General features: G+C 62.7%; 12 protein-coding genes. 10 read left to right on the plus strand and 2 right to left on the minus strand.

Annotated features, from left to right (window positions below; all coding sequences use genetic code 11):
- The first annotated feature begins 10 nt into the window (after positions 1 to 10).
- From FJ938_RS15900 to FJ938_RS15920, 5 genes are all read left to right on the plus strand, one after another.
- The gene (locus tag FJ938_RS15900) at positions 11 to 1,000 is read left to right on the plus strand and encodes a glycosyltransferase family 2 protein (RefSeq protein ID WP_140695239.1); all 990 of its coding nucleotides are present in this window, start codon (positions 11 to 13) and stop codon (positions 998 to 1,000) included.
- Positions 1,000 to 1,950 (plus strand): glycosyltransferase family 2 protein, encoded by a 951-nt coding sequence (locus FJ938_RS15905; RefSeq protein ID WP_140695242.1) that lies wholly within the window; start codon positions 1,000 to 1,002, stop codon positions 1,948 to 1,950. Before FJ938_RS15900 ends, FJ938_RS15905 begins: the two co-directional genes overlap by 1 nt.
- A complete protein-coding gene (locus tag FJ938_RS15910) occupies positions 1,940 to 2,908 on the plus strand; it encodes a glycosyltransferase family 2 protein (RefSeq protein WP_140695245.1) in 969 nt (322 codons plus the stop codon). The genes FJ938_RS15905 and FJ938_RS15910 overlap by 11 nt, the downstream gene beginning before the upstream one ends.
- Before the next feature lie 73 nt (positions 2,909 to 2,981).
- The gene (locus FJ938_RS15915) at positions 2,982 to 3,878 is read left to right on the plus strand and encodes a UTP--glucose-1-phosphate uridylyltransferase (protein WP_140695248.1); all 897 of its coding nucleotides are present in this window, start codon (positions 2,982 to 2,984) and stop codon (positions 3,876 to 3,878) included.
- Between the two features lie 148 nt (positions 3,879 to 4,026).
- A complete protein-coding gene (locus tag FJ938_RS15920) occupies positions 4,027 to 6,414 on the plus strand; it encodes a polysaccharide biosynthesis tyrosine autokinase (RefSeq protein WP_140695250.1) in 2,388 nt (795 codons plus the stop codon).
- A 74-nt stretch (positions 6,415 to 6,488) separates the two neighbouring features.
- Here FJ938_RS15920 and FJ938_RS15925 read toward each other — a convergent pair whose 3' ends face one another.
- Together FJ938_RS15925 and FJ938_RS15930 are read right to left on the minus strand one after the other, a co-directional pair.
- Positions 6,489 to 7,112 (minus strand): transposase, encoded by a 624-nt coding sequence (locus tag FJ938_RS15925; RefSeq protein WP_181169116.1) that lies wholly within the window; start codon positions 7,110 to 7,112, stop codon positions 6,489 to 6,491.
- 215 nt (positions 7,113 to 7,327) lie between these two features.
- A complete protein-coding gene (locus FJ938_RS15930; RefSeq protein ID WP_140606797.1) occupies positions 7,328 to 8,635 on the minus strand; it encodes an O-antigen ligase in 1,308 nt (435 codons plus the stop codon).
- 346 nt (positions 8,636 to 8,981) lie between these two features.
- On the opposite strand from FJ938_RS15930, the gene FJ938_RS15935 reads away from it, so the two are divergent.
- From FJ938_RS15935 to FJ938_RS15955, 5 genes are all read left to right on the plus strand, one after another.
- Positions 8,982 to 9,734 carry an SDR family NAD(P)-dependent oxidoreductase gene (locus FJ938_RS15935; RefSeq protein WP_140695255.1) on the plus strand — a complete coding sequence of 251 codons (753 nt, stop codon included), beginning with the start codon at positions 8,982 to 8,984 and terminating at the stop codon, positions 9,732 to 9,734.
- A gap of 101 nt (positions 9,735 to 9,835) precedes the next feature.
- Positions 9,836 to 11,281, plus strand: a complete 1,446-nt coding sequence (locus tag FJ938_RS15940) for a glycosyl hydrolase (protein WP_140695372.1) — start codon at positions 9,836 to 9,838, stop codon at positions 11,279 to 11,281.
- Positions 11,274 to 12,623, plus strand: a complete 1,350-nt coding sequence (locus FJ938_RS15945; protein ID WP_140695257.1) for a glucoamylase family protein — start codon at positions 11,274 to 11,276, stop codon at positions 12,621 to 12,623. The genes FJ938_RS15940 and FJ938_RS15945 overlap by 8 nt, the downstream gene beginning before the upstream one ends.
- On the plus strand, positions 12,613 to 14,142 hold the full coding sequence (locus tag FJ938_RS15950) for a mercuric reductase (RefSeq protein WP_140695260.1): 1,530 nt from the start codon (positions 12,613 to 12,615) through the stop codon (positions 14,140 to 14,142). The genes FJ938_RS15945 and FJ938_RS15950 overlap by 11 nt, the downstream gene beginning before the upstream one ends.
- A 161-nt stretch (positions 14,143 to 14,303) precedes the next feature.
- On the plus strand, positions 14,304 to 14,585 hold the full coding sequence (locus FJ938_RS15955; protein WP_140606793.1) for a hypothetical protein: 282 nt from the start codon (positions 14,304 to 14,306) through the stop codon (positions 14,583 to 14,585).
- Positions 14,586 to 14,666 lie beyond the last annotated feature (81 nt).

Genomic DNA, 14,666 nt, shown 5'->3' on the forward strand with positions numbered 1-14,666 from the left:
ACTTTGCCTGATGACGCAAGCGCTTCCTTCCAGCCTGATCGTGATCCCCTGCCTGAACGAAGCAGCCCATATCGGTGCGCTGCTCGACCAACTTTGCCCGGCGGCGGCAAGGCTTGGCGCCCGCATCGTCATTGCCGATGGCGGCAGCACCGACGGCACGCTGGCCATTGTCGGCGAGCGCCTGAAGAAAGACCCGCGCATCATCCTGCTTCACAATGAAAAACGCATCCAGAGCGCGGCGATCAACCTTGCGGTGGTCAGGTTCGGCGAGGGCGCCGAGTATCTGATCCGCATCGACGCCCATGGCGGCTATCCCGACGACTATTGCGACCGGCTGGTTGAGGAGGCGCTTGCTACCGGTGCCGATTCGGTCGTGGTTTCGATGCTGACCAGCGGCAGCGGCGCGGTCCAGAAGGCGACCGCCGCGGCGCAGAATTCCAAGCTCGGCACAGGCGGCTCCAAGCACCGTCATCTCTCCGCCGGAGAGTGGGTCGACCACGGCCATCACGCGCTGATGCGGATATCCGCCTTGCAGGCCGTCGGCGGCTATGACGAGACGTTCAGCCACAATGAGGATGCCGAGCTCGACTATCGGCTGCGGCAGGCCGGCTACAGGATCTGGATGAGCGGCAGGACGCAGATGGTCTACTATCCGCGCGCTTCGCTCAAAGATCTCTATTTCCAGTACCTTGGCTATGGCCGCGGCCGCGCCAAGAACGTGCTGAAGCACCGCGTCATCCCGAAGGTCCGGCAGATGGTGCCGCTGCTGGTTTTCCCGGTGGTTCTTCTGGCCGCCTTCTCCTTCGTGCACTGGATCGCGGCGGTGCCGCTGCTGATCTGGGCGTCGGTATGCCTGGGCTATGGTTTGGTGACGGCGGTCGGCGAGCGCAATGCCGATATCGCGCTGGCCGGCGTTTCGGCCATGGTCATGCATTTCGGCTGGTCCGTCGGCTTCTGGCTGCAGCTTCTCGGCCTCGGCGCGCGACGCGGGGTGGCGTGATGGCGCCTCAGGCCAAGAACCGCAGCATCGACATCGGCGTGTGCACGTTCCGGCGTCCAGAATTGGCCGACACGCTGCGCTCGCTCGCCGCCATGGACATGCCAGGAGGTTTCGATGTCGGCGTCATCGTCGCCGACAATGACGACACGCCGAGCGCCAGGGATCTGGTCACGGCGTTGTCGCGGGAACTGGCCTTGCCGATCCGTTACAAGCATTGCCCGGCGCGCAACATCTCGATCGCCCGCAACGCCTGTCTCGACGCCAGCGAGGCGGATTTCCTCGCCTTCATCGACGACGACGAGACCGCCACGGCTTCCTGGCTTGCCGAACTGGTCGCGACGGCTGAGAAAAGTGGCGCTGCCGCCGTGCTCGGCCCGGTGCGGGCACTTTACCGCCCGGATGCGCCGGACTGGATGCGCCGCGGCGATTTCCATTCGACCTTGCCCGTCTGGGTGCGGGGCGAAATCCGCACCGGCTACACCTGCAACGTTCTGCTCCGCATGGGATCGGACAGCCTGCGTGGCCGCCGCTTCAGCCTGGCGCGCGGCCAGACCGGCGGCGAGGACACCGAGTTCTTCGACCAGATGGTCAAGGCGGGCGGCCGGATCGCCTTTTCAGAGGAAGCGTGGGTGGACGAGGTGGTGCCGCGCGCCAGGGCCGCGTTCGACTGGCTTGGCCGGCGTCGCTTCAGGGTCGGGCAGACACATGGCCATCTCCTGGGCAACAACGCCGGCGGCATCGGCCTGGTCAAACAGGTCGGCCTTGCCGCGGCAAAGGCGGCCTATTGCTTCGCCGCCGCGCTTCCAGTTGTCGCCAGCCCGGTGCGCAGGAACCGCAGCGTGCTGCGCGGCATCATGCATATCGGCGTCGTCAGCGGACTTGTCGGCATCCGCGAAATCCGGCTCTACGGTCAGCCCTCTCCACGGGAAGGAGGCAAGCGTGCAGCCTGACGCCTCCTTCGTCCCGGACGTTTCCTTCGTCATCGCCGCCTACAATGCCGAGGCCACCCTTGACCGGGCGATCGCCAGCGCCATCGCGCAGAAGGGTGTCAGCGTCGAGATCATCGTCGTCGACGACCAGTCGAGCGACACCACGCTCGATGTGGCGCGGGCCTATCCCGAGGATATCGTGCGCGTCGTCGCGCTCACCACAAATCGTGGTCCCGGCGGGGCCAGGAATGCCGGGCTCGACGTCGCCCGCGGCAGGTGGATCGCGGTTCTCGATGCCGATGACGCCGTCTTTCCGGGCCGCATAGCCGCCATGATCGGCCGCGCCGAAAAGGCGGGCGCCCAGATCGCCGTTGACAACCTCCAGGTCGTCCGCGAGGACGGCGTCGTCGAGGACGCGATGTTCCCGCGGCAGTATCTTGAAGGCCTGCGCGAGATTTCGCTGGCCACCTACATCGCCGGCAACGTCGTCTTCGAATCGAAGTTCAATCTCGGCTACCTCAAGCCGATCTTCCAGCGCCGGTTCCTCGATGAAAACCGGCTTCGCTATGATGAGAAACTGAGAATCGGCGAGGACTACATCCTGTTTGCCGACGCCCTGGCCAAGGGCGGCAGATGCGTGGTCGAGCCCGCCATCGGCTATGCCTATCACATTCGCAGCGGCTCCATCTCCCGTGTGCTCGAGCTTCACCATGTCGAAGCGATGCGCGAGGCGGACGCCGTATTCTCTCGGACCCATCGTATGGATGAGGCAGCCCAGGCCGCCTTCGCCCGGCGCGGCCGCAGCCTGCGCAAGGCGGCCTCCTTCCTGTCGATGGTCCAGCACATCAAGGCGCGGTCCCCGCTCAAGGCGATCCGGACCGCGCTCGGCGACCCGGCGGCGGTCAGGCATATGGGCATGCCGATCGCCGTGCGGTTGCGAAGAGTAGCGGCACAGTTTGCCGTGGGGGCGGGGAGGTGAAGATGCAGGCACATGGAGGGATTTTTCGTGGCCTGCGAATGGATGCAGTCGATCTCCTCAGAAGGAATTTGCGATGAAGAAAATCAGGAAGGCCGTGATACCGGTGGCGGGGCTTGGGACGCGGTTCCTGCCGGCGACCAAGTCGATGCCGAAGGAAATGCTTCCCGTCGTCGACAGGCCTGTCGTGCAATATGCGGTGGACGAGGCCTTCGAGGCCGGCATCGAGCACATCGTGTTCGTGACCGGCCGCAACAAGGCGGTCATCGAGGACTATTTCGACCTGCATCCGGAATTGATCGGAACCCTGGAGCAGACCGGCAAGAAGGCGCAATTGCAGTCGCTGGAAAGCCTTTTGCCCGTGGCCGGCGCCACCAGCTTCATCCGTCAGCAATCGCCGCAGGGCCTCGGCCACGCCGTCTGGTGCGCGCGCGACGTTATCGGCAACGAACCCTTCGCCCTGCTCTTGCCTGACATGGTCTCCTTCGGCGGGCGCGGATGTTTGGCCGAGATCACCGATCTCTACGAGGAAACCGGTGGCAACGTCATCGCCGTCGAGCGCTGCGATCCGAGCGAAACCAACAAATACGGCATTGTCGGCCGGGGCGCCGACATTGGCGGTGGCTTCGAGGTGACGGCCATGATCGAAAAGCCGGCGCCGGCCAACGCGCCGTCGAACTTCTACATCAACGGCCGCTACATCCTGCAGCCCGAGATCTTCGCGCTGCTCGGCAACCAGCAGCGCGGCGCCGGCAACGAGATCCAGCTGACGGACGCCATGGTGCGTCTGGCGAAGAACCAGCCGTTCTTCGCCCAGCCCTTCAACGGCCGTATGTTCGACTGCGGGTCGAAAGAAGGGTTCATCCAGGCCAATGTCGCTTTCGCGCTGGCGCGAGACGACATGAAAGGCCCGGTTTTCGAGATGCTCCGGGCGTTCGTCCGGTCGCATGAACGCCAGGAAGAAGCCGCATAATGCCCATCTTTCGGGAGCATTGTCGGATGGCTGACGGCGGAGGGGCCAGCCGGCTCACCGCTGTCCGGCATGAAGCTTATGCCGCGCCCGGCACTGCTCCCGATCGTCCCGGGGCCTGTGCGCTAGACAAGCCAGAATTGGACCGAAGATGAATTATGCCAACTTTCCTCTCGACAAGAGGATGCCATTGCCGAATTCGGATGCAGGAGACGGCGAAGACTTCATCGATATCGAGCGGCTGCTTGGCATGGCCGCACGACAGGCCAAGGTCGTCGGCGTATGCGCCGTCATCGGTCTTTTCCTTGGCATGCTCTATATCCAGACCACGCCGCCCAAATATCAGTCTTACGCCTCGGTGCTCATCGACGAGGGCCTGAATAAGATCGTCGACGACATTTCGGCTGCGTCGACAACGATGCAGACCGATTCCGCCATTCTGAGCCAGATCGAGATTCTGACCTCGACGCGGCTTGCCGCCGTGGTCGTCGACAAGCTCAAGCTGGACCAGAACGATACGTTCATGAACCCGCCCCAGTCGGCGCTTGCCCAGGGCGTCGACCTGGTCCGCGGCATGATCCAGTATTTTCGCCCCAGCCCTCCCATGCCGGGCGTCGGTGACATCAGCAAACTCGACCCGGCCGCGCGCGACGCGCTGATCGCCACGTCGCGCCGCGACTACGCGATCCTCAAGCTGCAGAACGAGATCCGGGCTGATCGCGTCGGACGAAGCTACGTCATCGCGCTTGGCTACCAGGCGACGGATCCGGCGCTGGCGACAGCGATCACCAAGGCCTATGCCGACGCCTATCTCGCCGATCAGCTCGATGCCAGCTTCGACGCCACCGAGCGTGCGGCGGTCTGGCTGCAGGGCAGGTTAACGGAACTGCGCGAGAGCTCGCAGGCGGCATCGCTCGCGGTCGAGAAATTCAGGGCCGAACACGGACTGTCCGCCAACAGCGACGGCCAGTTGATGAGCGACAAGCAGCTCGCCGACCTGAACGCCCAGCTCATCGTGGCGCAGGCCGATACCGCACGCGCCAGCGCCCGCTACCAGCAATACAAGACGATCGTCGACAGTGGCTCCGACAATGCTTTCAAGGATGCCGCAATATCGAGCGACCAGCCGAGCAGCTCGGTCATATCGGCGCTCAAGACGCGCTACCTCACGGTCGCCAAGCGGCAGCAGGACGTCGAAGCGAATTTCGGACCGCAGCATCCCCAGGCGGTGGCGCTCGCCAAGGAAAAGGCCGACATATCGGCGCAGATATTCGGCGAGCTGAAGCAGCTCACCGAAAGCTATCGCAACGAATATGAGGTGGCGCTGGCGCGCGAGACCGCGCTCAGGGCCAATGTCGCCGCCGCACAAGGCAAGAGTTCCATCGACAACCAGTCGCAGGTCAAACTGCGGGACCTGGATCAGAAGGCAACGGCACTCACCACGCTCTATCAGACGTTCCTCGGCCGCTACGAGGAGGCCGCGCAGCAGCAATCCTTCCCGGTCGGCAAGATCCGCATCATCTCGGATGCCTCGACGCCGCTCTCCGCCTCGAGCCCGCGCACCATCATCGTGCTCGGACTTTCGCTCGTGCTCGGCGTTCTGATGGGCGCCGGCTTCGGCGGCCTCAACGAGTTCAACGAGCGCTTCTTCAGGACCGGCGAGGAAGTGCGCGACCGCGTCGGCCTCAAGTTTCTCGGCTATCTGCCGACCATCGGCAGCAAACCCGCCAAGGAGGACAAGCCAGCCGACGGTCAGCCTGACGTCAAGGCGGCCAGATCGCCGGCGGCCATCGAAAGGCGCGCGCGCATGAGGGTGAGCGTCGACGCTCCGGCATCGATGTTCGCCGAAACGTTGCGCAGCGCCAAGATCGCCTTCGATGTCGTGCTGGAAGGGCAAGGCAGCCGCGTCATCGGCGTCATCTCGGTGCTTCCCGGCGAAGGCAAGTCGACGGTCGCGGCCAATCTCGCCGGGCTGCTTGCCGCCAACGGCGCCAGGACGCTGCTCATCGACGGTGACCTGCGCAATCCGGGCCTCAGCCGCGGCCTTGGCATGGAGGCCGACCAGGGGCTGATGGAAGCGGTGGTGAGTGGCCAGACCTGGCAGTCGGTCGGCAAGATCGACCGGCAGACCAAGCTGGCCATCATCCCAGCCGCGTCGCGCGGGCACTTCTCGCACACCAGCGAGCTGCTTTCCTCGGCCGGGATGCGGCGCTTCATCGAGAACGCCAAGGAGACGTTCGAATACATTGTCGTCGACCTGCCGCCGCTCGGGCCGGTTGTCGACGCTAAGGCCTTCGCACCACTCGTCGATGGCTTCGTGCTGGTCACCGAGTGGGGGCGCACGCCGCGCGCCATGGTGCGGTCGATGCTGGAATCCGAACCCTATGTCGCCAACAAGATCGTCGGGATGGTGTTGAACAAGGTCGACCTGAAGAAGCTGGCCAAATACGGATCGTTCGGGGCCTCGGAGAAATTCTTCGACAAATACTCGACCTACTATCTCGACAAGTCGGAAGTGCGCAGCAAGGCAACCGTCTAGAGCAATTCCAGAAAAGTGCGTACCGGTTTCCATCGGGGATTGCGTCTCATCGTTCCATGTTCGCAGTACACGGCTCATGGGATTTTGAAGCGTTTTGGGAATTGGTTTTGCCAGGCGCGGACGGCGTTTTGGGGTGCGAAGGTGATCCATGCCCTGAGCGCGTCGAGGCCGGTTCGGAACCACGACTTCTCGCGTCGGCCATTGACCTTTCGCTTGATTGCCTTCAGGCCCATGGTTTGAGTTGCGCATCGATAGGCCCAGGTTACGGCAATGGCGAGGATGGCGGTCAGGGTGTCGATCTTGTCTGGCGCGGTCATTCTGGTGTCTTCCATGTTGAAGCCGCGTGTCTTGGTATCGGCGAACAGGCATTCGACGGCCCAACGGTTCTTATAGGCGCTTATTGCCGCCTTGGCGTTGGGGCTGTTGGTCATGACGATCAGCCATTCGCCTTGCTGGCCATTTCTGCCGTCGATCCGTTTGGCGGCGAAGGACAGAGCGGTGGATGCATCGGGCAAGCTGGCTTCGAAGGTGGTGAGGCTGCGGCTCTTGCGGCGGCGACGCAGCAGCGACTTGATCGTCCAGAGCCGTCCATCGGCCAGGGCAACGCACTGGCCCTGCTTGACGCGAATGGCGAATAACCGCCTGATCCAGCCGGATCGACTGGAAGAAACGCTGCAGGCGGCGATAGTTCGAACCATGCTGCGCGGCTCCCGGGAAGCGACTCGCGACATGGCTCAGATTGACCGTGCGGCCCTGAACCAGCGCCACGATCAGAACCGCCAGCGTTTCCAGGCGCGAATTGCGCAGCACGAAATGACGTTTTAGGGTCTCAAGGAGGGCGGCCTGAACCGTGCTTGGCATGGGAGGATCCTTTTGGCGAAGAATCCCCTGTTCAAAGCACTTCAAACCGTCCTCACCCTTGCGTCGTGTACCGTGGCCGCTCTACGCCAATTTGGTCAACCTTGTGCGGGTTTGCTTCGGCAGGCCCAACTGGAACCCGTCGACGCTGCATGACCGGCACCGGCGCGAGCTTGAAGAAGCTGTAGTACAGCAGAAACGACCCCATGATGTAGGGGCTGAGAATGTCGACCTCGACGAAGGAACGGATCAGGAGCAGCACCATCACGCCGGCCAGCACCACAGGCTCGGGCTGCCATGTCCTGAGAACCACGGCCGCGAGGTGACCAAGGAGCGTGCGCAGGATGATCAGCGAGATCATCACCGCGCCGACAAAGCCGAGCTCGACCAGGGCTTCGATATAGGTGTTGTGGAAATGGAACCCGCTGCGGGCGGTGATGTAGAACTCATTCCACAGCCGCTCGGCCTCGGCGAAACCCTGCACCCAATAGGCGGCATAACCAACGCCGAGGATCGGAGATTTCTGCACGGCGCTCCAGCCCTGCTCCCACAGATATGTCCGCCCGGTAAGCGTCGAATCCTTGCCGAAGATGCCAAGCACGAAGTCCATGAGTCCGAGGTTCAAGGCGACAATGGCAACCACCACGATCAGCCCGGCGCCGACCAGGACAATCACCCGGCGGTAGCGCCGTGACAGAAGCTTGCTCATGGCAAGAAGCGCGATCAACGCCAGGACCGCCGGTATCGAGGCTACCGAGGTGGCCGAATGCGAGATGGCCAGAAGGTAGCCCGACAGCAGCACCACGGGCATCGCCAGGATGAAGCTCAGCCGTCCGCGCCGCAGAAAAGCGAGGAACACCACGGAAAAATAGATGCCGAGCGAGGAGACGAACCCGATCTGGTTCTTAGACGCAAAGGCGCCAACGAAGTTGTAGGTGCCGTCGAGGACGTCCTCGGAATAGCCCCCGACCTTCAGCGAATAAAGCAGGACGACGAAGATCCCGATCAACGCACCGATCGTCAGGGTGCGCACGCTGACGGTGCGCGCGGCCACGTAGGCACAGGCGATATGGGAAAAATACTGGACGGCGGTCCTCGCGGTGATGCCGGGCGCCTGCGACCAGAAGACGGAGGAGCAGATATAGGCCGCGAACAGCAGCGGCAGCCAGGCGCTGGACAGTTGCCGCAGAAACCGCCGGTAGTCGACGAGGATGAGCGGCAGCCAGACGGCGTAGTAGGCCAGGATCATCATCTGGCCGAAAATCACGGAGTAGGAAAACGCCCAGATAGAGACAGCCACGGCAAAGCTGCCATAGACCGAGTTCTTCTGGGGATCGATCAGCAGGGATTTTGGGATCTTCATCTCAGAGTCCCGTCGACGCGGCGCGGGGCGGGCAATCCACAAGCCAGCCAGCATATCCGCAAACAGGGGCGTACAATAAACGGCGTCTCCATTGTGCAGTGCAATATAATCTATCGCACCCTGTGCTCAATGGCAAATCCGGTCACCTTGTCTTACAGCGGGGCGATCGACGAGATCAGCCGGTTGCCCTGCGACATCCATCCGGCGGCGATCACTTCGGGGTTGCTCCCAGGCATTGGCCCAGACGATCGGCCTGCATGCCGGCTTGAACTTGCCTGGCAGCAACCTCACAGTCACCTGGAGGTCAGACGGCCGATCGCGGCCGATCACGACAGGGGAAGATCGGATGCCTATGAGTTTCGCTGGACGGTTCGCTGGCCGGTCGGCTGTCATCACCGGCGGGGCCTCGGGCATCGGCCTGGCCGTTGCGCAAAGGATCCTCGACGAGGGCGGACGCGTGAGCGTCTGGGATCGTGATCCGGCCCAGATCGATCAGGCGAAAACCGTTATTCCCGGCCTGCACGCCGTGACGTTGGATGTTGCCGATGCGGCCGGTGTGGAGGCCGCCGCACGGTCGACGATCGAAGCGCTTGGCGGCGTCGATATCCTGGTCACCAGCGCGGCCATCACCGGGCCGAACATGACGACCTGGGCCTATTCGGTCGAGGATTGGCAGAGGGTCATCGACATCAACATCAACGGCGTTTTCTATTGCAACAAGGCGCTCGTGCCGCACATGCTCGAGCGCAACTATGGCCGCATCGTCAACATCGCCTCGATCGCCGGCAAGGAAGGCAATCCCAACGCTTCCGCCTACAGCACCTCGAAGGCGGCGGTGATCGGCCTGACCAAGTCGCTCGGCAAGGAACTGGCCAAGACCAAAGTCACGGTAAATTGCGTGACGCCGGCGGCCGTACGCACCGCGATCTTCAGGCAGATGAGCCAGGAGCACATCGACTTCATGCTGTCCAAGATACCAATGGCGCGCTTCGGCGAGGTCGACGAGGTGGCGGCCCTGATCTGCTGGATCGCCTCGGAGGAGTGCTCATTCACCACGGCTGCCGTCTTCGACGTTTCCGGCGGCCGCGCCACATACTGACGGCAACAACAAATCCGCGTGACAAGGCAACGAATGGAGCCTGGCCGGCATATATAGTCGGCAATGCAGGCGTGCGATCGGCAAATAATCGTGACTGTTCCATGGGCGTGACCTTTCGCTGCGATCTCGGCGTTCAAGGCGAGGACTTCCCGCACTTCTGGGAACATACGGTCGGCAGCGGCCATGCGACGCTGGCGTTGCGCGTGGACTGGCAGGCCCAGATGCGCCGGGCGCATGACGAACTCGGCTTTCGTCATGTCCGTTTTCACGGGCTGCTCGATGACGACATGGGCACACTCATCGACCAGGATGACCAGCCGCTCTATTCGTTCTTCAATGCCGACCAAATCTTCGATTTCCTGCTGTCGATCGGCATGCGGCCCTTTGTCGAGCTGAGTTTCATGCCGACAATGCTGTCATCCTCCGGGCAGATCATCTTCCGCTACCGCGCCAATGTCAGCGCGCCGAAGGACTACGACCAATGGTCGACGCTGATTTCGAAACTCGTCGCCCATTGGATCGATCGCTACGGCCTGGACGAAGTGCGGCAATGGTTCTTCGAAGTCTGGAACGAACCCAATCTCGACGCGTTCGGCAGCGGCAGGCAGGAAGATTATTTCAAGCTGTATGCCTATACGGCAAAGGTGATCAAATCCGTGGACACCAAGTTGAATGTCGGCGGACCGGCTACTGCGGACAACGCCTGGATCGATGAGTTCATCGCATATTGTGAGCAGAACAGCCTTCCGGCCAATTTCATCAGCACGCACCATTATCCCACCGATGCCTTCGGCATACCTGGCGACGACACCGAGACCCAGCTTTCGGAAAGCATCAGGAGCGCGTTGCGCGATGAGGCTCGCACCGCTCGCCTGCAGGCGGGCGACCGGCCCCTCTACTACACTGAATGGTGCACCTCCTCGAATCCACGCGATTCGATGCATGACGAGCCCTATGCCGCCGCTTTCATCGTCAAGACGGTGATGGAGGCGAGAGGATTGGTTCAAGGGTACAGCTACTGGACCTTTTCCGATATTTTCGAGGAAAACTATTTTCCATCCGTGCCCTTTCATGGTGGCTTCGGGTTGATGAACCTTCACGGAATTGCCAAACCGGCCTACCGTGCCTTTGAAACGCTGCATCAACTTGGAACGGAAATTCTGTTCATGGAGGGAACCCATTCAACCCTTGATGGCTGGTGCGTCCGTGACGGGAATTCGCTGACCGTGCTGATCTCCAACTTTGCCTTGCCACGGCATCCGATCGCCAACGAGACCGTCCATGTCGAACTCAGGAATGCGCCGCAGCCCACAGCGGCAACCGTTCGGCGGATCGATGCGGAAAATGCCAACGCCAAGGCGCTGTGGGTAACAATGGGGCGACCCGATTATCCGGGCGCGGCAGCGGTCGAGCAGTTGCGTGCGACCTCGGTAATGCAGAAACGGCGCCAACCAGTTGCCTGGCACGACCGCACCCTTGGATTCGACGTGGCCGTTCCTCCCCTGGGAGTCGCGGCCATCAGGCTGGAGTTCGCGTCTCTTGCTTAAAGCCGATCCCGCCGCGCTGTCCGATGACGAGCTTCTGCAGCGCTACCAGCGCGCCGCCTTCGGCTATTTCCTGGAGAATGTGAACCCCGACAACGGGCTGGTCGCCGATACGTCGCGGCCGAACTGGCCGGCCAGCATCGCCGTCGTCGGCTTCGCGCTCTCCTGCTATCCGATCGGCGTCGAGCGCGGCTGGATGAAGCGCGAGGCGGCGGTGGAATTGACGCTGGCCGCGTTGCGTTTCTTCTCGGCCAGTCCGCAAGGCGGCGGCGAGGACGTCACTGGCCACAAGGGTTTTTACTACCATTTCCTCGACATGCGAACCGGGCTGCGTGTCTGGCGCTGCGAACTGTCGATGGTGGACACCGCCTTGCTGATGGCCGGCATACTGGTGGCGGGCGCCTATTTCCGCGGCGACAATGAACGGGAAGCCGAAATCCGGCACCTGGCCGAAGTGCTCTATCGGCGCGTCGACTGGCGGTGGGCGCAAGGCAGCAGCCCGACCCTGCGGCAAGGCTGGAAGCCGAAGAGCGGCTTTCTCCACTATGGCTGGGAAGGCTACAACGAGGCGATCGTCCTCTATGTGCTGTCGATGGCCTCACCCGACAGCCCGGCCTCCGACGACAGTTACGAGGCCTGGACGGCGACCTACCAGTGGGAAAACATCTACGGCCATGACGTGCTTTATGGCGGGCCGCTGTTCATGCACCAGTTCTCGCATGCCTGGATCGATTTCGCCGGCATCCGCGACGCCTTCATGCGCGAGAAGGACTCGGACTATTTCGAAAACAGCCGCCGCTCGACCTACCTTCACCGCGACTATGCCCGCCACAACCCCTATGGCTTCGATGGCTATGGCGAGAACCTTTGGGGCCTCTCGGCGGGGGACGGGCCTGGCGGCTTCCGCGCCAGCGTGGAGCGGCGTACGCACCGGTTTTCCGGCTATGCCGCGCGCGGCGCGCCATTCGGTCCCGATGACGGGACGATCGCGCCATGGTCCTTTCCGGCGTCGCTGCCTTTCGCGCCCGATATCTGCCTGGCTGCGTTGCGCCATCTCGCCGATCGCTATCCACAGGTGATCGACGGTTACCGGCTGCCGAGCGGATTCAATCCGACATTGGCCAACCGGCGAAGATTCGGCGGCGATGGCTGGGTGTCCGAAGGCCATTACGGGCTCGACCAGGGCATCGTGGTGATGATGATCGAGAACCACCGCTCGCGTCTGATCTGGGACTTGATGCGGTGCAATCCGCACATCCGTCGCGGCCTGGGCAGAGCCGGCTTCACGGGCGGCTGGCTGTCGCAGCCGACAGCGCCCGCGGCAGGGGGTGGCGATGTCGCGTGAACGGACATGGGCCGCCGCCTTTCCTGTCGACCGCAATGACGTCGAACTGATCCGGGGCGCGCATCCGCCGCGCTGGAAGAACCCGGAGCCGGACGGTCCCTACAATCTCGTCGTCATCGGCGCCGGGCCGGCAGGACTCACCGCTGCGCGTGACGCCGCGAGTCTTGGCGCGAAGGTTGCCCTGATCGAGCGCGGGCTGATCGGCGGTGCATGCATCAATGTCGGCTGCATCCCGTCGAAGTCGATCATCCGCACCGCCAGGCTCTATGCCGATATGCGCGATGCCGAGAGCTTCGGCGGTGACGCGCCACGACATCTTCATGTCGACTTCGAGCGGGCCATGATGCGGATGCGGCAGATCCGACAGCGGATCAGCCGCGCCGATTCGGCCGAGACCATCGCGGCCGAAGGGATCGACCTCTATTTCGGCGAAGCGCGGTTTGGCGGGCCGGATACGGTGATGGTCGCCGGCAAGACGCTGCATTTCAGGAAGGCATTGGTCGCGACGGGCGCGCATCCGAGCGGGCCGGCGATTCCGGGGCTTGCCGAGGCCGGTTATCTCGACAACGAGAGCATGTTCAACCTCACGGAATGCCCCCAGCGGCTCCTGGTCATCGGCGGCGGTCCGCTCGGCTGCGAGACCGCGCAGGCTTTCCGCCTGCTCGGCGCCAAGGTCATCCTGGCGCAAAGCGATCCGATGTTCCTGCCCGGCGAGGAACGCGACGCCGCGCAGATCCTATCAGACGCCTTGGCGCGCGAGGGGATCGAGGTCCGCCTCAACACCGAAGTGGTGGCGGTGCGCGGGGAAGGCGGCAGGAAGCTCGCCGACCTGGTGCGGGACGGCGACACGACCACGATCTCCGTCGACGAGATCATCACCGGCGTCGGCCGTTCGCCCAATGTCGATGGTCTCGGACTGGAAGAGGCCGATGTGGCGTATGACGCCAGCGGCATCAGAGTGGACGACTATCTGAGAACCACGAATCCGCACATCTACGCGGCGGGCGACGTCTGCCTCGAATACAAATTCACCCATACCGCCGAGGCGACGGCGCGCATCGTCGTGCGCAATGCGCTCTTTCGCGGGCGCGAAAGGCTGAGTGAGCTTGTTGTTCCCTGGTGCACCTATACCGATCCGGAGATCGCCCATGTCGGTCTCTATCCCGCGGAGGCGCGCCTGAACGGCATTCCGGTCAAGACCTATACGGTGCTGATGCATGATGTCGCCCGTGCCGTGATGGACGGCGAGGAGGAAGGGTTCGTCAAGATCCATGTCAGGGAAGGCTCCGACCGTATCCTGGGGGCGACCGTCGTCGCCAGCCATGCCGGCGAGATGATCAATGGGGTGACGCTCGCCATCAGGTCGGGTATGGGATTGCATACCCTGGCCGATGTCATCCATCCCTTCCCGACACAAGCGCAAGGCATCAAGATGGCGGGCGACGCCTACAGGCGAACCCGGCTCACCTCCTTGCGCAGGCGCCTTGCGGCGCGCTGGCTGGCATGGTCCAGACGTTGACCGCAAGCGGCGCACCGGCCTTTGTTCACTGAAATGTCCGCAAATACCAGACCAAGTATCCCATCCGGCGCTTGACGGCACCCAGTACTGCTGGGGAAGAGATTGACCTCACCGTGCGTGGGGAAGATTGATCTCACCGTGCGGCCGCGGAACACTCGTGGATGCAGCCTGTAACTGAAACGGAATATGCAATCCAGCTCTTGACCAGGAGTTACATCTGCGTGCCGTTGTGTGCCGGAGGCAAGCATCTCGATCTCGATGCAATGGACTATCATCCCCTACATTTGCAGGCCCGTCGAAAGGATCTGAAAGAGTTGGCGTTCCGATCGATTGCCTTTCATCTGTCGCAGAAACCGCCAACCAGCGACGACATCCGCCGCTGGTTTCGGAAGTCTGCTGGAAATGTCGGAATCCTTGGGGATTCTCCAACCTTCTTATTCTGAATTTCGATGATGCCGCAGGCTACCTGAGCTGGTCGGGCAGGCACGGACAAGCTCAAGGTTCCACATGGATATACAAGCGAT

The sequence above is a fragment of the Mesorhizobium sp. B2-4-14 genome, from assembly GCF_006442155.1.
Taxonomy (GTDB): domain Bacteria; phylum Pseudomonadota; class Alphaproteobacteria; order Rhizobiales; family Rhizobiaceae; genus Mesorhizobium.